Raw genomic sequence first — 18,918 nt, 5'->3', positions numbered from 1 at the left:
CAACGAGGACCGCTCCCGGCCCCGCACCGGGGGTGCGGGGCCGGGAGCGCGAGCGCCGTGCCGGTTCAGTTGGTGGTGCGGCTGAACTTGTAGACCGACCAGACGTAGCCGGCGGTCGTGAGGCCAATGCACCAGGCGACGGCCTGGACGCCGCTGTCGCCGATCGGGGCCCCCAGGAGAAGGCCGCGGAGGGTCTCGGTGAGGGGCGTGAACGGCTGGTACTCGGCGAACCAGCGGAGCGCGGTGGGCATCGTGTCGGTGGGGACGAAGGCGCTGCCGAAGAACGGCAGGAGCATCAGGATCATCGGCGAGTTGCTGGCGTTCTCTACGGTCTTGGCGGCGAGCCCGAGGCCGACGGAGATCCAGGTGAGGGCCAGCGCGAAGCCGGTGACCAGGCCGAGGGCCGCGAGCCACTCGAGCGGGGACGCGTCCGGACGGAACCCGATCGCGAGGGCGACGCCGATGACGACCGCGATGCTGAGCAGGGCCTGGATGACGCTTCCGATCACGTGGCCGGTCAGGATCGACGGGCGCCAGACCGCCATCGTGCGGAAGCGGTCGATGATCCCCTCGGTCATGTCCATGGCGACCGATATGGCGGTGCCCTGCGCGGTCGCCGCCAGTCCCATCAGGATGATGCCGGGCGTCACGTAGTCGATGTAGGCCCGCCGGCCGCCGTCGCCTCCGATGCCGTTGCCGAGGGTGCCGCCGAAGACGTAGACGAACAGCAGCAGGAAGACCACCGGCATGCCGATGAGCATCACCGTCATCGACGGGTAGCGCAGCATGCGCCGCAGGTTCCGGCGCAGCATCGTCGCCGAGTCGGTGAGGGAGTGGGTCACGGTCGTCATCGCTGGGGCTCCGTTTCGGGGCGGCCGGTCAGGGTGAGGAAGACGTCGTCGAGGTCGGGGGTGTGCACGGACATCTCCGCCACCTCGATCGAGAGGTCGTCGAGGCGGGCGAACAGGTCGCGCATCGAGCGGACGCCGCCGTCGCTCGGGATCCGCAGGGACAGGCCGTCCTCGCCGAGGGCGGCGTCGGTCAGGGCGTGCACGGCGGTGGAGACGGCGTTCTGGTCGGTGAAGCGGAGCAGGATGTGGCCGCCGGGGATGAGGCGTTTGAGCTCGTCGGCGGTGCCGTCCGCGATCAGGCGGCCGTGGTCGAGGACCGCGATCCGGTCGGCGAGCTGGTCGGCCTCCTCCAGGTACTGGGTGGTGAGGAAGATCGTCACACCGCCCGCGACGAGGTCGCGGATGGCCTGCCACATGGTGCGGCGGCTGCGGGGGTCCAGGCCGGTGGTGGGCTCGTCCAGGAAGATGACGGCGGGGTTCCCCACGAGGGTCATCGCCAGGTCGAGTCGGCGGCGCATCCCGCCGGAGTAGGTGCCGGCCGGCTTGCGGCCCGCCTCGACCAGGTCGAAGCGCTCGAGCAGCTCGTCGGCGCGGCGCCGGGACGCGGCCCGCCCGAGATGCTGCAGGTCGCCCATCAGGGCCAGGTTCTCCCGGCCGGTGAGCAGGTTGTCGACGGCCGAGTACTGCCCGGTCACGCCGATCGCGGCGCGCACGGCGTCGGGGTCGGCGGCGGGGTCGTGCCCGGCGACCGTCATCGCACCGCCGTCCGCGGGGATCAGCGTGGAAAGGATCTTCACCATGGTCGTCTTGCCCGCGCCGTTCGGGCCGAGCAGCGAGAAGACGGTTCCACGGGCGACCCGCAGGTCGACTTCGTCCAGCACGATCTTGTCGCCGTAGGACTTGCGCAGGCCGGTGACGGTGATGGCCGGTTCCATCATGATTACTCTCCGTAGTTGAGGTGGGGCGTGCCGGGGCGCCGGGCGGCGCGGAGCGCACGCTTCGCGACGGTCGGTGGGTCGGGTGGTGCCGGTGCGGCTCAGGGGGCCGGCGGGCGGTCGTCCTCAGGAGCCGGGCGTGGGGTGCCCTCGATGGACGCCGGGGACGGCGCGGTCGCGCCGAGCGGTCGTGGTGGGTCGGGTGCCGGGGTCGGTGGGTGGGTCAGGCGCGGCGGACCAGGATGTCGGCGAAGCGGGTGCGGGCGCGGATCTCGACCAGCTCGACGGACCCGCCGGGGTCGTCGGCGGCGTCCAGCTCGCTCCGCACGTTGCCGTGCTCGGAACTCACCTCCAGCCAGGCCGCGGTCCCCTCGGGGACGCCGATCTCCACCTCGCCGAAGCCGGTCTCCAGCGTGGCGCTCCCGCTGATCGCCTCGCCGATCCGGACGCTGCCGTGCGCGGTCTTCGCGTCGAGTTCGGCGCGGGACCGGCCGACCCGGATGTCGCCGTTCGCGGTGACCAGGCGCGCCTCCCCCGCCAGCTCGCCGACGGTGATGTCGCCGTTGGACGTCTTCACCGACGAGGCGCCGTCGATCTCGCCGAGCCAGATCTTGCCCGTGGACGACACCACCTCGACGCCGCCGACCGCCCGGTTGACGGAGATCTCCCCGACGGCGGCCCGCACCTTCAGCCGTCCCGTCTGCTGCAACCGGACGAATCCGGCGGCGGTGTCGAGGTCGGTGTCGCCGAGCCGGCCTTCGCCGCGGAAGTGACCGCCGCCCTTGCCGTCGACCCGGGAGCCGGCCGGCAGGTCGATGGTCACCTCGACGGACGGCGGGGCGCCGACGAGCGAGCGGACCTTGTAGCGGGGCGTCTTCACCGACAGCCGCCCCGCCTCGAACTCGACGCGGGTGTGCTCGGCCGCCTGCACGTCGAGGTCGCGCGCGGGGTCGCTCGGCCGCACGTCCACCAGGGTGTCGGCGCGGTCCCCGGCGCGGAGCCGGACCATGCCCCCCGTGGTCTCGACGGCGGCGACGATCGGGCCGGGGGTCTCGAACGTGTACTCGTGGACGTCTTCGCGACGTCCCTGGGATCCGGTCTGCATGTCGTCAGCGCACCCATCCGGTGTAGTTCCGCCCGATCGGCCGTCCCTCGCCTCTGTCCTGCGGGGAGCCGCCGGGTTCGAGTGCGGCGGTCACGGCCCGGACGAGCCAGGCGTTGACCGACAGGCCCATCCGGCCCGCCGCTTCCTCGATCAGTGGTTTGAGGTGCTCCGGCAGGCGGAGCGTGATCCGCGACGTGCCGCCGCCCTCCTCGGGCTCGGCGACCGGCGCGCGGACGCCCATCGACACTTCCAGCGCACCGGCCAGCGCCTGCCGGAGGCCGCCCGGCTGCGCCTCCGCGGGGGCCGGTTCCGCGGGCGGCGGCGTCACCACGAAGTCGGGGTCGCGGCCGCGCAGCCGGACCTCGACCGAGCCGGGCGCCAGGTCCCGCGTGATCTCGTCGGCCGCGTCCGACAGCGCCTCGAGCAGGACGAGGCGGACCGCCGCCTCGAGGGGCGAGGTCAGCCGCTCCGCCAGGGCGCGGGAATCCTCCCCTCCGGCCTCGGCGGCGACCGCGAGCTCGCGCCGAAGGCTGTCGACGTACGTCGCGATATCCATGACGTCATCATGGCGTCATCAGTGACGTCATGTCAAGTCGGCTGCCGTCTGCGCGTGACGTCACAGCCGAAGGCGACTGCCGCACCTTGCTCCGACGCCCGTCAACGACCGGAGGAAAGCTGGAGAACTTGCAGGTCATCGAGCCGACGGCGAATGGCGTCAGTGGGTTCGGAGCTGACGTCGCTTCTTCCGATCGGCGCGCCGCACCTGTGCGGGCGAGTTGGCGTCGCACCGAAGTGACGTGGTGGTGACATCACGGACGACTGCATCGTGACATCACTCGTGACGCCGCGATGCCGAGGGCGCCTCCGGTCACCACACTGTCTCGGGTCACGTTCGTGCCTTCCGGACGGGACGGGTCTCGATCCAGTCGATCTGCAAGGCGCGGCGGGCTATCCGCCACATGCCGTCGTGGCGGGTGTAGGCGTCGGTGTAGTGCAGGTGCCAGGCGAGGTCGGTGCGCTTGCCGTCGTGCTCGGTGATGTGGTGGGCGACGCAGGTGACGTACCCGGACGCCGTGCCGGGCTCGTCACCCGCGTCGAACACCTCGCCCGCGAGTTCGTGGGACGTGACGGGGACGGCCTCGAGCGTCGAGAGCGCCCGGACGATCGCGTCGCGTCCCGTGTGCGCGCGGGACGGCCCAAGCTGCGCGGGGGATCCGGCAGGACGAGCGTGGCCTCGGGCGTGAACAGGTACGCGAGGGCGTCGAGGTCGCGGCGGTCGGCGAGCAACGCGTAGCGGGCGACCAGGTCGCGCAGGTCGATCCGGTCGCCCGCCGCGAGGACGGTCACGAGAGGCCGAGGCGTTCGGCGCAGGACGACAGCTCGTCCTTGGCCTCCCTCAGGTCCTGGGTGGTGGTGGCGCGCAGGACCAGGCGGTCGGCGCCCTGGTCTGCGAGCTTCTCCGCTTTCTCCGGGGTGACCTTCGCAAGGCTGTGGCCCAGGGTCAACTGCAGGACGTCGGGGTCACGGTCCACGCGTTCGGCTTCCTCGCGCATGAGCTTGACCAGCGCTTCGAGTTCGTCTCCTGCGACGCCCAAGGGCTGGAGCCCGTCGCCCAGACGGCCCGCGCGGCGCGCGGCGGCCTTGCTGTGCCCGCCGATGTGCAAGGGGACGCCGCCCTTCCGCACGGGCTTCGGGTAGCTCATCGCGTTGCGGAAGCTGAAGAACTCGCCGTCGTGGGTGGCGCCCTCGGGCGCGGTGTCGGCCCAGAGCGCGCGCAGGACGGCGATCTGCTCGTCGGCGCGGCGCCCGCGCGTGTCGAAGGCGGCGCCGCACGCCTCGATCTCCTCGCGCATCCAGCCCATCCCGGCCGTGACGCGGAGCCGTCCGCCGGAGAGGGCGTCGATCGTGGCGAGGCGCTTGGCGAGGACGACCGGGTGGTGGTTCGGCAGGACGAGGACGCCCGTGGCCAGGCCGATCCGGGACGTGCGGCCCGCCAGGTACGCGAGGAGGTCCAGCGGGTCGGGGATGTCGAGGTCGTCGGCCAGTTCCATCTTCCCGGACGCGTCGTACGGGTAGACGCTGTCGTACCGGCTCGCGACGACGGCGTGCTCGACGGCGACGATCGACTCGAACCCGCAGGCGTCCGCGTGCTCGGCGTAGGCGCCGATCCAGGCGGGGTCGGCGGTGACACCGGCGGCGACGGGCGCCAGGACGGCGTACCTCACGCGTTCTCCTCTCGTGCGGCGGCCCGTGCGGCGGCCCGCCCGGCGCGGCGCCCGAAGAAGGTGCCGTCGCCCAGGGACGTCCCGCTGATGTAGCCCTCGCCGTGCATGCCGGAGGAGGCGCGGCCGGCCGCGTACAGTCCGGGGACCGTGTCGCCGGAGTTGTTCAGGACGGCCCCGTCGACGGTGGTGTGCAGCCCGCCGAGGGTGAAACCGGCGGCGCCGCTGCCCTTGCCGCCGCCCCCGTCGAAGAAGCCCGCGCGCGGGTCGATCGCGGCGTACGGCGGCTTGAGCGGCCGGAGCCACCTGGGGTCCTTGTGGAAGTAGGGGTCCTCGCCCTTCTCGGCGTGCCGGTTGTAGGTCTCGACCGTGGCCTCCAGGGACCCGGCGGGCATCCCGAGTTCCCGCTCCAGCTCGGCGAGGGTCTCCGCGGCGTGCGCGGGCCGCTGGCCCCACCGGTCGGCCTCCGGGACGGACTCGAAGCCCTCCTCGTCGATGATCGTCCAGTACGGGCCGGGCTGGTGCTTGACCGCGTGGACGCTGAAGTGGCCGGGGTAGACGTCCTCGTTGATGAACCGGCGGCCGAGGCCGTCCACGAGCATCCCGCGGACCGCCAGCGCGGGCAGCGCGGTGAGGGCGATCTCGACGGCGGACATGCGGCGGACGGCCGCGCCGGCGGCGGTGGCCATCCGGATGCCGGAGCCGTCGTCGAGGCCGTCGCTGACCTTGCCGTGCCCGAGGAGGAGGGGCGCGTGGTGGGCGAGCATCTCCTCGTTGTCGACGAACCCGCCGGTGGTGATCACGACGGCCCGGCGGGCCCGGTAGGCGACCCGCTCCCCGTACCTGCGGGCGACGGCGCCGACGACCCTGCCTCCGTCGAGGACGAGCGCGGCGGCCTGGGTGTCGGTGTGCGTGACGGCGCCCGCCTCCGTGGCGGCGGCGGCGAGCCGCTCCATGAGGATCCCCCCGGCGAATCCGGGCGCGGCCGGGCGGTGACCGCGCGGGGCGGGCTCGGCGAGGGTGTTGTACGGCCAGGAGTTCTCCCCCAGCCACATCAGCCCGTCGTCGGTCATCGGCATCCAGACCGGCGTCTCGTGGAGGGTGGGGTTGAACGGGACGCCGCGCGCCCGGAACCACTCGAAGTGCTCGACGCTCCCGTCGCAGTACAGCCGGAGCTTCTCGGTGTCGGCGTTCGGGCCGATCGCCGCCTCGAGGTAGGCGTACATGGCGTCCGGCGTGTCGTCGAAGCCGCACGCCTTCTGGATCTCGGTGCCGCCGCCGAGGTACAGCTCGCCGCCGGACTGCGCGGACGAGCCGCCGGGGCCGCTCGCGCGCTCCAGGACGAGGACGTCCGCGCCCGCGGCGGCGGCCTCGTAGGCGGCCGCCGCGCCCGCGCAGCCGAAGCCGACGACGAGCACGTCGCACTCGTGGTCGAACCCGCCGACGGCCGAGGCGGCGACGGGCTCGACGGACGATCGGTCGCTCACCCGGTCACGAGCCCTTCGGGGCGAACGCGGCGAGCGGCTCGGAACCGGACCAGTCGTGGCCCCAGTAGCTGTCCGCGGTGATCTCCTCGGCGGTGTAGTACGTCTCGTCGACGAGCATGCCCTCGCAGCCGTACTCGATGTCCCAGCCACCGGGGGCGCGCACGTAGAACGACACCATCTTGTCGTTGGTGTGGCGGCCCAGCGTGGAGGAGATGGAGAAGCCGCTCTTGGCGACGTTGTCGAGCGCCCGGCCGACCGCGTCGAGGGTGTCGACCTCCACCATCAGGTGGACGAGGCCGGGGTCGCCGTCGTGGGGGGCGGGGGCGATCGCCAGGCTGTGGTGGCGCTGGTTGACGCCCATGAACCGGATCCGCAGCGGCGCCTCCGGGTCCGGGCTGGCGTTGAACGCGCCGCGCGGCAGGAAGCCGAGGACCTCGGTGTAGAACTTCACGGCGTCCGGCTGGCGCGGCGTGGGCAGGACGACGTGGCCCATGCCCTGCGCGCCGGTGACGAACTTCTGCGCCTGGCCGGTGCGGACGGGCGAGTGGTCCAGGATCGGGCCGAAGAACACCTCGACGGGGGTGCCGCCCGGGTCGCGGAACGCGATGACCGCCTCGGCGCCCCGGTCGGCGCACTCGCGCCGGGACAGCTCGGTGACCTCGACCCCCGCCTTCTCGACGTCCTCCCGGACGGCGGCGAGGGCGAACTGGTCGCGCACCTCCCAGCCGATCGCGAGGACCCGGTCGGTGTCGCCGGGCAGGACGGCGAGCCGGTGCCGGCGCTCGTCCATGCGCAGGTACAGGCCGTCCGGATCGGGGCCGGAGCCCTCGGCGAACCCGAGCGCGCCGATCGTCAGCTCGCGCCACCGCTCGATGTGCTGCGTCTGGACCTTGAGATATCCGAGCCCACGGATGTGCGTCACTGTCCTCGATCCCTTCGAAGTCGCGGCCCCGCGCCGGCCGTCCACGACCTGCGACGGCCGTCCCGGGCCAACGTGTCCAAGCGCAAAAGTGTCAAAGCGAACGCCCGCGCGCGCGGCGCTTTCCCGCTCAGTGAGAACCCTGTCGCGCTCCCGCCCGGAGGCGCCGGGCAGGCGCGATCCCCGCCCGGCCGTCCGGCCGGGCGGGGGATCCGGGGGCTCAGATCATCGAGCGCATCGGGCCCTGTGGGGGCTCGATGTCCAGGTCGGTGAGGGCGGAGACGTGGTAGACGGCGCCGGGGACGTGGATGGCGTGCGCGAGGCCGACGTGCGCGTCCCGCCAGAATCGCTGGATCGGGTTGTCGGTGCGCATCGCGTTCCCGCCGGACCGGACGACGATCTCGTTCATCGCCTGCACCGCCCGCCACGCGGCGCGGACCTGGGTGCGGCGCCCGGCGGCGCGCTCCGCGAACGAGAACTCCTCGCCCGCCGCGGCCTTGTCGTACATCCGCGAGGCGTTGTCGATCAGCGCGGTGCGGGACGCCTTGATCTCCTCGGCGGCCTCGCTGATCGCGTAGAGGACGTACGGGTCGTCCTTGATCTTGGTGCCGGTGATCTGGACGCGCTGCCGCTGGTAGGCGAGGTGGTGGGCGAGGGCTCCCTCGGCGATGCCGATCACGGCGGAGGTGATGCCGAGGGGGAAGGCGCAGGAGAACGGCACGAGGAAGGTCGGATTGGTCAGCCCGGCCTCGCGCGGCGCCGTACCGTCGATGATCTTGCTGAACGGGATCGTCCGGTACTCGGGGACGAATGCGTCGCGGACGATGATGTCCTTGCTGCCGGTGCCCTTCAGCCCGGCGACGTTCCAGGAGTCCTCGACGATCTCGTAGTCGGAGCGGGGCAGGATCATGTGCAGCGAGTTCGGCGGCTGCGCGACCTTGCCGTCCTTGTCGCCCAGCATCGCGCCGAGGAAGATCCAGTCGCAGTGGTCGGTGCCGGAGGAGAACTGCCAGCGGCCGTTGAAGATGTAGCCGCCGTCCACGGGACGGGCCACGCCCATCGGCGCGTACGGGGACGCGATCCAGGTGTCGGGGTCGTCGCCCCAGATCTCCTGCTGCACCTTCGGGTCGGCCATCGCCATCTCCCACGGGTGCAGGCCGACGATCCCGGCGACCCAGCCGGTGGAGCCGTCCAGGGCGGCGATCCCCATGACGGTCTCGGCGAAGTCGCGCGGGTGCGCCTCCAGCCCGCCGTGCGCCGCCGGCTGCAGCATCCTGATCACGGCGGCGTCGCGCAGCACCTTGGCGGCCTTGTCGTCGAGCTTGCCGAGCCGCTCGTTGACGGGGCCGAGCTCGCGGATCTCCTCCGCCCGTTCCATGATCGTGTCGAGGACGCGGTTCGTCATCGCCTGTCTCCCGTGGTGTCGTGCGCGGTGCCGGGGCGCCGCGGTCAGCCGTCGTATGTGATCTTGAGCCGGTCGCCGGCCGGCCGCGCCTGGCAGGCGAGGATGAGCCCGTCGGCGAGGTCCCGCTCGTCGAGGACGGTGTTGGCGTCCATGACCGCCTCGCCCTCCAGGACGACGCAGGCGCACGCGGCGCAGGAGCCCTCGCGGCACGAGAACGGGGCGTCGACCCCGGCCCGCAGCAGGGTGTCGAGGAGCAGTTCGGACCGGGGCCAGGGCAGCGTGCGGGTCTCCCCGTCCAGCTCGACCTCGATCTCGCCGGGCTCGCCCGCGTCGCCGTCCGCGGCCTCCTCGGGGTCGGGGCCCTCGGGGGTCTCGAACGGGTCGGCGGCGAGCGAGAAGAACCGTTCGATGTGGACGTTCATGCCGAGGCCCGTGAGCGCCGACGCCGTCAGGTCCATGAACGGGCCGGGCCCGCACACGAACGCCTCGCGGTGGGTGTGCGCGCGCGCCAGCGCGCGTATGCCCGGCTCCGTGGGAAGCCCCTGCACCGACTCCAGCCAGTGGACGACCGTGAGCCGTTCGCCGTGCTCCGCCGCGAGCGCCCGCAGCTCGTCCGCGAAGATGACGGACCGTTCGTCCCGGTTCGCGTAGACGAGGACGACCGACCCGGAGCCTCCGGCCAGGCACGACTTGAGGATCGACATGACCGGGGTGATGCCGCTGCCGCCCGCGAGGAGCAGCAGGTCCGCGTCCAGCGACGGCGGCGTGAACGTGCCGGACGGCCGCAGCACCTCCAGCACGTCGCCCGCGGTGACGTTGTCGCAGATCCAGTTGGAGCCGAGCCCGCCCTCGACCCGCTTCACCGTCACCTTGAGCCGGTCGTCGGTGACCGGCGAGCTGCACAGCGAGTAGCAGCGCGCCGCCCAGCCGTCCGGCGCGGGCACCCGGACCGTCAGGAACTGCCCGGGCTTGTACCGGAACCGGTCGCGGTCGTCGCCGTCGGCCGGTTCCAGGACGAGCGAGTGCGCGTCGGCCGTCTCCCGGACGACCTCGACGACCCGCGCCTTCAACCCCGTCATGGCCGCTCCGCCGCGGCGGCCGTCCCGGCCGCGCCCCGCTCGCCCCCGGCCCCGGTCTCGTCCCGGGCCGCGGCGTGCCGGGCGGCGATGTAGCCGAACACGATGGACGGGCCGATCGTGGCGCCCGGACCCGCGTACTCGTTGCCCATCACCGACGCGGACGTGTTGCCCGTCGCGTACAGGCCGGGGATCGCCGAGCCGTCCGCGCGCAGGACGCGGCTGTGCTCGTCGCACACCAGGCCGCCCTTGGTGCCCAGGTCGCCGACCTCGAGCCTCCACGCGTAGTAGGGCGCCGACTCGATGGCGTCCAGGTTCGGGTTCTTGAGGTTGGGGTCGCCGTAGTAGTGGTCGTAGGCGCTCTCGCCGCGGCCGAACTCCGGGTCCTTGCCGGCGCGCGCGTACTCGTTGAAGGTCCGGACGGTCTCGCCCAGTGCGTCCGCCGGGACCCCGATCTGCTTCGCGAGCTCGTCCAGGGAGTCGGCCTTGAACACGATCCCCTTGTCGTAGAACGCCTTGGGGATGGGCGCGCCCGGAAGGATTTGCGCGAACGGGTAGCGCGCGCGCGTCTTCGCGTCCATCACGAACCAGCACGGGACGTGCCCGCCCGCGAGCTGGTCGTGGACGAAGTTCACGTACGGGGCCGCCTCGTTCGTGAACCGCTTGCCCTCCGGGGACACGATCACCATCCGCGGGATGGCCCGTTCGGACACCAGCGGGATCGTCGCACCGGCCGGGTGCCGCACGGCGGGCATCCACCACGCGTCGTCCATGAAGTCCAGCGCCGCGCCGAGCCCCTCGCCGAGGCGGATGCCGTCGCCGGTGTTCTCCCGCGCGCCCATCGCGAAGTCTTCCCGGCCGCCCTCCGGCAGGTACGTCTCGCGCATCTCCCGGTTGTGGTCGAACCCGCCGGTCGCCAGCAGCACCCCGCACCGCCCGCGCAGCCGCAGCGTCTCGCCGTCCCGCTCCACGACGACGCCGGTGACCGTGCCGTCCCCGGCGGTGACGAGGTCGGTCATCTTCGTCTTCAGCCAGAGCGGGATCCCGGCGTCCTTGAGCGCCATCCGCATCCGGGCGACGAGCGCGCGCCCGCCGGTCGACATGTGGCGGCGGCGGACCAGGTTGGACGAGACGCGCCACGCCGCGACCATCGACGCGCGGCGGCCCGCCCACGTCCGCTTGGCCATCGCGAGGTCGTGGTAGTCCTTCGCGGTGATCCACAGGCCCAGCGGGCCCTTCATGTTGTTGGGCCGCTGGTACTTCTCGTCCTCGCCGAGCTTGCGGGTGTCGAACGGCTTGGCCTCGATGGACCGGCCCAGCGGCCGTCCGCCTTCCAGCTCGGGGTGGTAGTCGGCGTAGCCCTTCGTCCAGAAGAACTGCATCCACTTGCTGCGGCAGATCAGCTCCATCGCCGCCGGGCCGTTGTCGACGTAGGCGTCGAGGCGGGCGGCGGGGACGCGGCCCTCGGTGAGCAGGTCGAGGTAGCGGCGGATCGACTCGCGGCTGTCGTCGTGGCCGCGCGCCCGCAGGATCGGGTTGTTGGGGATCCAGATCCCGCCGCCCGACAGCGCGGTGCTGCCGCCGAACTTCTTGCCCTTCTCCACGACGAGGACGCTCAGCCCCGCGTCGTGCGCGGTCAGTGCCGCGGCCATCCCGCCGCCGCCGCTGCCGACGATCACCAGGTCGTACTCGTGGTCGAAGCCCTGCTCGGGGGCCCGGCCGTCCGTGCCGGTCCCGCCGGCCGCCGCGCTCACGCGCCGCCCCGCTCGCCGCCGGTGCGCGTATCGGCCTGCTCGCCGGTGCGCGTGAGGAACGCCAGCACCGCGCTCTCCCAGGCGGCCTTCTGCTCGATCATCACCCAGTGCCCGCAGTTCGGGAAGATGTTGACCTGCACGTCGGGGATCGTCCGCATCGGCACCAGAACCATGTCCATCGGGCTGACGCGGTCGTCCCGCCCCCAGGTGACGAGGGTGCGCGCCTTGAGCTTGTGCAGCATCGCCCAGTACGGCGGCTCGTCCGACTTCGCCTGCATCTTGAAGTTCGCGGCCATCGCGGCCTTGCCGTACATGCGCCGCGCGGCGGCCAGCGTGTCGGGGTCGGTGGCCTGCTTCCACCGCTCCTCGATGAGCTCCTCGGTCACCAGCCGCGGGTCGAAGACCATCGAGTTCAGCCACTGGACGAGCGCCTCGCGGGTGGGGTTCTCGGTGAACTCCATCAGCAGGTTGATGCCCTCGCCGGGGCCGGGGCTGAAGATGTTCCGGCCGATGCCGCCGATCGTGACGAGGCTGCCGACCCGGTCCGGGTGCGCGAGCGCGAACCGCGTCCCGATGATGCCGCCCATCGAGTTGCCGATCACGTCGACGCGGTCGAGGCCCAGCCCGTCCAGGAACCGGGCCACCGCGGCGGGCGCGGCCACCATCGGGTGCTGGTCGGTCGGGTCGCTCACCCCGAAGCCGGGGAACTCCAGGATCAGGCAGCGGAAGTACTTCGAGAACAGCGGCAGGTTGTCGTGGAAGTTCCGCCAGCCCGTCACGCCCGGACCCGAGCCGTGCAGCAGCAGCAGGGGCGGGCCCTCACCGGCCTCGTGGTAGCGCAGGACGCCCTGTTCGGTGGCGAGTTCGCGCAGCGTCGCGTCGTACGTCAACTCCGTCGGCATGGCCTCTCAGTCCTTCACAGTGGCTTGTCCGGAACGTATGCCTGCGCGCCGCGCGGGCACCGCCCCGGATCCCGATCAGCGGGACATCCCCGCCCGCACCGCCCGGCGCCGTCCGTCCCGAACCCCGTTCCGCTCAACGGGATCGGACGCACGCCCGCGCACCGGCGGCGCTTACGTTCCGAACCAGACCAGCGACGATCCGAGGTGCATCGATGCCAGCCGAACCAGCGCTCACCACGCCGCCGCACACCGAGCCCACCGAAGACCCGGCCGCCGGCGAACCGACCCCCGCCGAGTTCCGGCGGGCGATGTCGGAGTTCGCCACCGGCGTCACCGTCGTCACCGCGATCGAGGGCGGCGAACCGATCGGCTTCGCCTGCCAGTCGTTCACGTCGGTCTCCCTCGAGCCCCCGCTGGTGCTGTTCTGCGCCGACGTCCGCGGCCGGTCCTGGCCGCGGATCCGCGCCGCCGGGCGGTTCTGCGTCAACGTGCTCGGCGAGGACCAGCGCGACCTGTGCCAGCGGTTCGGGTCGAGCCGCGGGCGCAAGTTCGAGGAGCTCGCCTGGGACGTCTCCCCGTGGGGCACGCCCGAGTTCCGGGACGTCCTGCTGGCCGTCCACGCGGAGGTGCGGGACGTCCACCGCGCCGGCGACCACGACGTGGTGATCGGCCGGGTCCTCGGGGTGCGGCGCCCGGAGGACCGCCTCGACCGCCCGATGGTCTTCTTCCGCAGCCGGTTCGGCGTGGACGAGCCGGAGAACCCCGAGTCGGCGGACGCCCCGGACGCCTGGTGGAGCGGGCAGTGGGGCTGGATGTGACTCCGCTCCCGGTGGCGTCACATCCAGTCGCCCCGGCCCTCCACGGCGAGCAGCCGGTTCATGGTCTCGGCCGACCAGCACTCCCGCTCGCCCGTCCGGTCCGCCGCGGGCCTGCGCGCGCGCGGCGTCCCGTCCGGACGGGACGGGGCCGAGCCGGGGAACAGCACCTGCGAGGCCTCGCGGGCGGCGGTGACGACGAGCGGCGCGACGTTCTCCAGCGGCGCGCGGACGTCCCCGACCAGCGAGATGCCCGCGACCGGGCCCTCGGCGCCGCGGATCGCGGCGGCCACGCAGGCGATGCCGGGGAACGACTCGCCGCGCTCGAACGCCAGCCCGCGGCGCTGCCGGATCCGGTGCAGCTCCTGGTGCAGCGTGCCCAGCTCGCCGATGGTGCGGCTGGTCATCCGGGCGATCTCCGAGCCGAGCAGCGCGTCGACCTGCTCGGGCTCCAGCCACGCCAGCATCGACTTGCCGAGCGCGGTGGAGTGCGCCGGGGCCCGGCCGCCGACCCGCGACGGCACGGACGTGGCGAGCCGCCCGCCCAGCTTGTCCAGGTAGAAGACCTCGGCGCCGTCCAGCACGGCCAGGTGCGCGACCAGGCCGGTGGTGACCTGCAGCTCGTGCAGCAGCGGCGCCGCCGCCTCCCGGATCTTGCCGTGCCCGCCGTCCCGGCCGCCGAGCCCGAGGGCCCGCTGCCCGAGCCCGTACCCGTACGAGTGGTGCGACAGCCAGCGCTGCCGGACGAGCTGGTCCAGGATCCGGTGGGCCGTCGAGCGCGGCAGCCGGGTGCGGCGCGCGACGTCCTCCAAGGTCAGCCGTGCGGACGGGCCGTTGAACGCGTCCAGGATCAGGGTCATCCGCTCGACCATCGACGGCGGCGTCTCCCGCCGCCCGGGCGCCATGAGCTCGGCCATCGCACCTCCCAGGGCACAAGACTGAAATGAATTCTTGTTAACGTGAATGTAGCAAGCGCTGGGTGACAACGGAAGGGGTCATGTAAGAGCAGGTCAGGCAAACTTGTGGATCGATCCTCAGACCGGGGACGCTCTCCGCCTCCAAGCTAGAACGTTTTCCTACCGAAGGGAGCCCCCGATGCGCGTCGGCATCGTCACGCCCGTGGTGGCCCAGCCGCCCCCCGGGCACGCCGCCTGGGAGCGCGACGCGAGCGTCGACGACCTCGCCCGGATCGTCGAGACGGCCGACCGCCTCGGCTACCACCACGCCACGTGCAGCGAGCACGTCGCCGTCCCCGCCGGGGCCGCCGAACAGCGCGGCGGCGTCTACTGGGACCCGCTCGCCACCTTCGGCTACCTGGCCGCCCGCACCGCGCGCATCCGCCTCGCCACCCAGGTCCTGGTGCTCGGCTACCACCACCCCCTGGCCATCGCCAAGCGCTACGGTACGCTCGACCTGGTCAGCGGGGGCCGCCTCACGCTCGGCCTGGGCGTGGGCAGCCTGCAGGAGGAGTTCGACCTGCTCGACGTGCCGTTCAGCGAGCGCGGCGCGCGCGCGGACGACGCGCTGGCCGCGCTACAGGCGTCCCTGTCCCGCCGCACACCCGAGTACCACGGCTCCCACTACGACTACTCGGGATTCGTGGTCGAACCCCACGCCGTCCAGGAGCACGTCCCCATCTGGATCGGCGGCCGCACCGCCCGCTCCCTCCGCCGCGCCCTGACCGCCGACGGCTGGGTCCCCTTCGGACTCGCCCTCGACGACCTGGCGACGATGCTCGCCGGCGCCGACGTGCCCGACGGGTTCGACGTCGTCCTCGCCCCGTCCCGTCCCCTCGACCCGGCGAAGGACCCGGACGGCGCCGCCGCGGCCCTGCGCCGCCTGCGGGACGCGGGCGCGACCGTCGCGGGCGTCCGCCTCGCCGCCGACTCCCCCGGCCACTACCGCGAGCAACTCGCCGCCCTGCGCGAACTCGACTGCGGCCTCACCTTCGGAGACGTGCGGTGACCGGCGTCGAATCCCGCGTGGCGGCCCTCGAGGCCCGTAGCGCCGACCTCGAAGCCCGGCTTCGCGCGCTCGAGGACGAACGCGAGATCGTCCGGCTGATCCTGTCCTACGCACCGCTCGTCGACAGCGGCCGCGCCCCCGAGGTCGCCGCCCTGTGGGACGAGGACGGCGTCTACGACGTCGACGAGATCCTCATGCGCAGCCCCGCCGAGATCGAGGCCATGGTCGGCTCGGCGAACCATCGCCGCTGGATCGAGGGCGGCTGCGCGCACTTCGCCGGCCCGCCGCACGTCACCGTCGACGGCGACGACGCCACCGCCGTCGGCTACACCCTCATGATCGTCAACTCGCCCGACGGCTTCGTGCTGCGCCGCGCCACCGCCAACCGCTGGACGCTCCGCCGCACCCCGTCCGGCTGGCGCGCCGTCACCCGCACCAACCGCGTCCTGGACGGCCGCACCGAATCCCCCGCCCTCCTGTCCGCCGCCTTCCCGGACTGACGCCCGAGCCCGGGGGCAGGTGGTCAGGTGGTCAGGGGCATGGTGGCGAGGATGCGGCCGGCGAGGTCGCGGTCGCCCCTCGTCTCGACGGTGACGGCGTTCGGCGTGCAGCGGCCGGCGGCGAGACGGACGTAGGTCTCCAGGTCCATCGCCAGCTCGGTGGTGAACTCCGCCGGTTCGGGGTCGGCGGGGACGGCGCGGCCGTCGGCGCCGACGGTGATCGCCGACCGGAACGACGGCGGGCCCGCGATCGTGAACAGGACGGACTCGCCGGGCCCGGCCTTCGCGCGGCGCGCGACGACCATCGGCAGCCCGGAGCCGAGGATGCTCCACAGGCAGTGCGCGGCGGGGGCGTCCAGGTTGCCCGGACGGCCGACCGCGCGCCGCACGTCCTGCTCGTGCGTCCAGCAGTCCATCGCGCGGAACACCATCATCCGCCGGTAGACGCCCTCCTTGCCGTTCGGGAGGAGGAGCGGCCCGTCGGGGTCGATGCCCTCGAGCTGGACGAGCCGGCGTTCGAGGACGTCGGCGAGTTCGGCCGCGACCTCGGGGCCGGGCACGTCGCGGCGCACATGCACGGCGGCCTCGAGGTACGCGCCGAAGTCGCTGCGGACGTGGTCGAACGCGGGCACCTCGACCTCGGGCTCCGGGTCGCCCAGCAAACCGCGCTCGACGCCGACGAGGTGGGAGAACTGGTCCTTGACCGTCCAGCCCGGGCATTCGGTCGGCCGGTCCCAGTCGGCGGCGTCGAGCGTCGCCGCGAGTGCGAGGGACGACCGGAGGGTCTGCTCCCACGCGTCGATGTTCGCCCGCATCACGTCGTCCATCCGGACCTCCCTGCTAGCACGTCCGCGCCCGGATCGCCCACCCTAGCGAGCGCCCGGCCGCGCCACGAGGCCGCACGGGCGGCGGGCCCGTGCGGCCGCGGGGGCGTCAGGCGGTGATGCCGTCCGCGATGGCCTTCGGGACCTCGGCGTAGGAGTCGAACTCCATCGTGAAGACGCCGCGGCCGGCCGTCATGCCGCGCAGGTCGCCGACGTACCCGAACATCTCCGCCAGCGGCACCAGGGCCCGGACGACGCGGGCGCCGCCGCGCTCGGCGGTGCCCTCGACGCGGCCCCGGCGGGCGTTGAGGTCGCCGATGACCGCGCCCATGTGCTCGTCCGGGGTCGTGACCTCGACCGCCATGACCGGTTCCAGCAGGACGGGCGCGGCCCGCCGGACGGCCTCGCCGAACGCGTGCGCGGCGGCGACCTTGAACGCGAGCTCGGACGAGTCGGTGACGTGGAAGTCGCCGTCGACGAGCGTGACGCGCACGCCCGTCAGCTCGTGGCCCGCGAGCGCGCCCGCGCCCATCGCCTCCTGGCAGCCCGCGTCCACGGACGGGACGAACTCCTTCGGGACGCGCCCGCCGGTGACGCGGTTGACGAACTCGTAGCCGTCCGGGATCGGTTCGACCGAGATCTTCACCTTCGCGTACTGGCCCCTTCCTCCCGTCTGCTTGCGGTGCAGGTGCTCGACGCCGGTGACCGGGCGCCGGATGGTCTCGCGGTAGGCGACGCGGGGCCGTCCGACGGTGGCCTCGACGCGGAACTCCTCCTTCATCCGGTCGACGAGGACCTCCAGGTGGAGCTCCCCCATGCCGCCGATCACGGTCTGGCCGGTCGCGGCGTCGGCGCGCACCCGGAAGGACGGATCCTCCTCGGCGAGGCGCCGGATCGCGGTGCCGAGCCGGTCGGTGTCGGCCGCCGAGCGGGGCTCGATCGCGACCTCGAGGACCGGTTCGGGGAAGTCCATGGACTCCAGCACGACCGGGTGCGCCTCGGCGCAGAGCGTCTCGCCGGTCGTGGTCCGCTTGAGGCCCATGACCGCGACGATGTCGCCCGCGGCGGCGGCGTCGATCTCGCGGCGCTCGTCCGCGTGCACCCGGTAGACCTTGCCGATCCGCTCGCGGCGGCCCTTGACGCTGTTCAGCACCGTCGCGCCGGAGTCGAGCCGGCCAGTGTAGACGCGGACGTAGGCGAGCCGCCCGAGGTGCCGGTCGCTCGTGATCTTGAAGACGAGCGCCGAGAGCGGCGCGTCCTCCGGAGCTTCCGCGAGGTCCGCGTCCCCGGTGTCCAGCGGTGAGGGCAGGTACCGGACGATCGCGTCCAGGAGCGGCTGCACGCCCTTGTTCTTGAACGCGCTGCCGCACAGGACGGGCGTCACCGTCACGTCGCCCCGCCGGATCGTCAAGCGCCGGATCGCGGCGTGCATCTGCTCGTGGGTCGGTTCTCCCTCCAGGTACTGCTCCAGGAACCGGTCGTCGTGCTCGGCGATCGTGTCGACGAGCCGGGCCCGCCACCGGACGGCGTCGTCCGCGAGGCCGTCCGGGACGCCGGTGACCTCGTACGACTCGCCCGTCCAGACGTGGGCGCGCAGCTCGACGAGGTCGACGACGCCCGCGAATCCGGCCTCGGCGCCGATCGGCAACTGCAGGAGCAGCGGCACGGCGCCGAGCCGGTCGGCGATCATCTCGACGCAGCGGTGCGGGTCGGCGCCCGCGCGGTCGAGCTTGTTGACGAAGCAGACGCGGGGCACACGGTACCGGTCGGCCTGCCGCCACACGGTCTCCGACTGCGGTTCGACCCCGGCGACGCCGTCGAAGACGGTGACGGCCCCGTCGAGGACGCGCAGGCAGCGCTCGACCTCGATCATGAAGTCGACGTGGCCGGGCGTGTCGATGAGGTTGACGGTGTGGTCGGAGCCGTCCACGGACCAGTGGAAGGTCGTGGCGGCGGAGCCGATCGTGATGCCGCGGTCGCGTTCCTGCTTCATGTAGTCGAGCGCGGCGGCGCCGTGGTGCACCTCGCCGATGCGGTGCGAGACGCCGGTGTAGAAGAGGATCCGCTCGGCGGTCGTGGTCTTCCCGGCGTCGATGTGGGCCATGATCCCGATGTTGCGAACACCGGCCGCACCCAGGAACGTTGTGGTCATCGAAAT

The 18,918-nt window shown here is 72.9% G+C and carries 18 protein-coding genes and 1 pseudogene; 3 read left to right on the top strand and 16 right to left on the bottom strand.

The window, feature by feature from the left end; all coding sequences use genetic code 11:
• Positions 1 to 65 precede the first annotated feature (65 nt).
• The 13 genes and pseudogenes from F7P10_RS28395 to F7P10_RS28340 form a co-directional block, all read right to left on the bottom strand.
• Positions 66 to 851 (bottom strand): ABC transporter permease, encoded by a 786-nt coding sequence (locus F7P10_RS28395; RefSeq protein ID WP_151013844.1) that lies wholly within the window; start codon positions 849 to 851, stop codon positions 66 to 68.
• Positions 848 to 1,789, bottom strand: coding sequence for an ATP-binding cassette domain-containing protein (locus F7P10_RS28390; protein WP_151013842.1), 942 nt, complete (start codon positions 1,787 to 1,789; stop codon positions 848 to 850). Before F7P10_RS28390 ends, F7P10_RS28395 begins: the two co-directional genes overlap by 4 nt.
• 220 nt (positions 1,790 to 2,009) lie before the next feature.
• Entirely contained in the window at positions 2,010 to 2,891 is an 882-nt protein-coding gene (locus F7P10_RS28385) for a DUF4097 family beta strand repeat-containing protein (RefSeq protein WP_151013840.1), read from the bottom strand.
• 4 nt (positions 2,892 to 2,895) lie between these two features.
• Positions 2,896 to 3,447: a hypothetical protein gene (locus tag F7P10_RS28380; RefSeq protein ID WP_151013838.1), complete on the bottom strand. Its 552-nt coding sequence runs from the start codon at positions 3,445 to 3,447 to the stop codon at positions 2,896 to 2,898.
• A gap of 330 nt (positions 3,448 to 3,777) precedes the next feature.
• Positions 3,778 to 4,056, bottom strand: a complete 279-nt coding sequence (locus tag F7P10_RS44705; protein ID WP_254716810.1) for a nuclear transport factor 2 family protein — start codon at positions 4,054 to 4,056, stop codon at positions 3,778 to 3,780.
• 98 nt (positions 4,057 to 4,154) lie between these two features.
• A pseudogene (locus tag F7P10_RS45530) lies at positions 4,155 to 4,238 on the bottom strand (hypothetical protein); the annotation flags it as partial.
• Positions 4,235 to 5,116: an LLM class F420-dependent oxidoreductase gene (locus tag F7P10_RS28370; RefSeq protein WP_151013836.1), complete on the bottom strand. Its 882-nt coding sequence runs from the start codon at positions 5,114 to 5,116 to the stop codon at positions 4,235 to 4,237. The gene F7P10_RS28370 and the pseudogene F7P10_RS45530, both read right to left, overlap by 4 nt.
• Positions 5,113 to 6,600 carry an FAD-dependent oxidoreductase gene (locus tag F7P10_RS28365; RefSeq protein WP_151013834.1) on the bottom strand — a complete coding sequence of 496 codons (1,488 nt, stop codon included), beginning with the start codon at positions 6,598 to 6,600 and terminating at the stop codon, positions 5,113 to 5,115. Before F7P10_RS28365 ends, F7P10_RS28370 begins: the two co-directional genes overlap by 4 nt.
• Positions 6,601 to 6,604: 4 nt before the next feature.
• Positions 6,605 to 7,522 (bottom strand): VOC family protein, encoded by a 918-nt coding sequence (locus F7P10_RS28360; RefSeq protein WP_151013832.1) that lies wholly within the window; start codon positions 7,520 to 7,522, stop codon positions 6,605 to 6,607.
• A 217-nt stretch (positions 7,523 to 7,739) separates the two neighbouring features.
• The gene (locus F7P10_RS28355) at positions 7,740 to 8,924 is read right to left on the bottom strand and encodes an acyl-CoA dehydrogenase family protein (protein ID WP_151013830.1); all 1,185 of its coding nucleotides are present in this window, start codon (positions 8,922 to 8,924) and stop codon (positions 7,740 to 7,742) included.
• A 44-nt stretch (positions 8,925 to 8,968) separates the two neighbouring features.
• Positions 8,969 to 10,003, bottom strand: a complete 1,035-nt coding sequence (locus tag F7P10_RS28350; protein WP_151013828.1) for a ferredoxin--NADP reductase — start codon at positions 10,001 to 10,003, stop codon at positions 8,969 to 8,971.
• On the bottom strand, positions 10,000 to 11,754 hold the full coding sequence (locus F7P10_RS28345) for an FAD-binding protein (RefSeq protein WP_151013826.1): 1,755 nt from the start codon (positions 11,752 to 11,754) through the stop codon (positions 10,000 to 10,002). The genes F7P10_RS28350 and F7P10_RS28345 overlap by 4 nt, the downstream gene beginning before the upstream one ends.
• Positions 11,751 to 12,656 carry an alpha/beta fold hydrolase gene (locus F7P10_RS28340; protein WP_151013824.1) on the bottom strand — a complete coding sequence of 302 codons (906 nt, stop codon included), beginning with the start codon at positions 12,654 to 12,656 and terminating at the stop codon, positions 11,751 to 11,753. Before F7P10_RS28340 ends, F7P10_RS28345 begins: the two co-directional genes overlap by 4 nt.
• Positions 12,657 to 12,868: 212 nt before the next feature.
• Between F7P10_RS28340 and F7P10_RS28335 the strand changes: the two genes are divergently transcribed.
• On the top strand, positions 12,869 to 13,474 hold the full coding sequence (locus F7P10_RS28335; protein ID WP_151013822.1) for a flavin reductase family protein: 606 nt from the start codon (positions 12,869 to 12,871) through the stop codon (positions 13,472 to 13,474).
• A 17-nt stretch (positions 13,475 to 13,491) separates the two neighbouring features.
• On the opposite strand, the gene F7P10_RS28330 is transcribed toward F7P10_RS28335, so the two are convergent.
• Complete coding sequence (locus tag F7P10_RS28330) at positions 13,492 to 14,388, bottom strand: IclR family transcriptional regulator (RefSeq protein ID WP_151013820.1); 897 nt, start codon at positions 14,386 to 14,388, stop codon at positions 13,492 to 13,494.
• Between the two features lie 178 nt (positions 14,389 to 14,566).
• Here F7P10_RS28330 and F7P10_RS28325 point away from each other — a divergent pair, with 178 nt between their 5' ends.
• Together F7P10_RS28325 and F7P10_RS28320 are read left to right on the top strand one after the other, a co-directional pair.
• Positions 14,567 to 15,436: a TIGR03619 family F420-dependent LLM class oxidoreductase gene (locus F7P10_RS28325; RefSeq protein WP_151013818.1), complete on the top strand. Its 870-nt coding sequence runs from the start codon at positions 14,567 to 14,569 to the stop codon at positions 15,434 to 15,436.
• Entirely contained in the window at positions 15,433 to 15,936 is a 504-nt protein-coding gene (locus F7P10_RS28320) for a nuclear transport factor 2 family protein (protein WP_151013816.1), read from the top strand. The genes F7P10_RS28325 and F7P10_RS28320 overlap by 4 nt, the downstream gene beginning before the upstream one ends.
• A 23-nt stretch (positions 15,937 to 15,959) precedes the next feature.
• Here the strand turns inward: F7P10_RS28320 and F7P10_RS28315 are convergent, their stop codons facing one another.
• Positions 15,960 to 16,763, bottom strand: a complete 804-nt coding sequence (locus tag F7P10_RS28315) for a maleylpyruvate isomerase family mycothiol-dependent enzyme (RefSeq protein ID WP_151013814.1) — start codon at positions 16,761 to 16,763, stop codon at positions 15,960 to 15,962.
• A 106-nt stretch (positions 16,764 to 16,869) separates the two neighbouring features.
• Entirely contained in the window at positions 16,870 to 18,912 is a 2,043-nt protein-coding gene (gene fusA / locus F7P10_RS28310) for an elongation factor G (RefSeq protein ID WP_151013812.1), read from the bottom strand.
• Between the last annotated feature and the right edge of the window lie 6 nt (positions 18,913 to 18,918).

Source organism: Actinomadura sp. WMMB 499, from assembly GCF_008824145.1.
Taxonomy (GTDB): Bacteria; Actinomycetota; Actinomycetes; order Streptosporangiales; family Streptosporangiaceae; genus Spirillospora.
Note: the sequence above shows the minus strand (reverse complement) of the source record. Positions and strands in the feature narration are given on the sequence as shown.

What these genes read in the sequence shown, in the direction of transcription:
- F7P10_RS28395 (WP_151013844.1), bottom strand. Translation starts at nt 851, where the DNA reads ATGACGACCGTGACCCACTCCCTCACCGACTCGGCGACGATGCTGCGC.
- F7P10_RS28390 (WP_151013842.1), bottom strand. Translation starts at nt 1,789, where the DNA reads ATGATGGAACCGGCCATCACCGTCACCGGCCTGCGCAAGTCCTACGGC.
- F7P10_RS28385 (WP_151013840.1), bottom strand. Translation starts at nt 2,891, where the DNA reads ATGCAGACCGGATCCCAGGGACGTCGCGAAGACGTCCACGAGTACACG.
- F7P10_RS28380 (WP_151013838.1), bottom strand. Translation starts at nt 3,447, where the DNA reads ATGGATATCGCGACGTACGTCGACAGCCTTCGGCGCGAGCTCGCGGTC.
- F7P10_RS28355 (WP_151013830.1), bottom strand. Translation starts at nt 8,924, where the DNA reads ATGACGAACCGCGTCCTCGACACGATCATGGAACGGGCGGAGGAGATC.
- F7P10_RS28350 (WP_151013828.1), bottom strand. Translation starts at nt 10,003, where the DNA reads ATGACGGGGTTGAAGGCGCGGGTCGTCGAGGTCGTCCGGGAGACGGCC.
- F7P10_RS28340 (WP_151013824.1), bottom strand. Translation starts at nt 12,656, where the DNA reads ATGCCGACGGAGTTGACGTACGACGCGACGCTGCGCGAACTCGCCACC.
- F7P10_RS28335 (WP_151013822.1), top strand. Translation starts at nt 12,869, where the DNA reads ATGCCAGCCGAACCAGCGCTCACCACGCCGCCGCACACCGAGCCCACC.
- F7P10_RS28330 (WP_151013820.1), bottom strand. Translation starts at nt 14,388, where the DNA reads ATGGCCGAGCTCATGGCGCCCGGGCGGCGGGAGACGCCGCCGTCGATG.
- F7P10_RS28325 (WP_151013818.1), top strand. Translation starts at nt 14,567, where the DNA reads ATGCGCGTCGGCATCGTCACGCCCGTGGTGGCCCAGCCGCCCCCCGGG.
- F7P10_RS28315 (WP_151013814.1), bottom strand. Translation starts at nt 16,763, where the DNA reads ATGGACGACGTGATGCGGGCGAACATCGACGCGTGGGAGCAGACCCTC.
- fusA (WP_151013812.1), bottom strand. Translation starts at nt 18,912, where the DNA reads ATGACCACAACGTTCCTGGGTGCGGCCGGTGTTCGCAACATCGGGATC.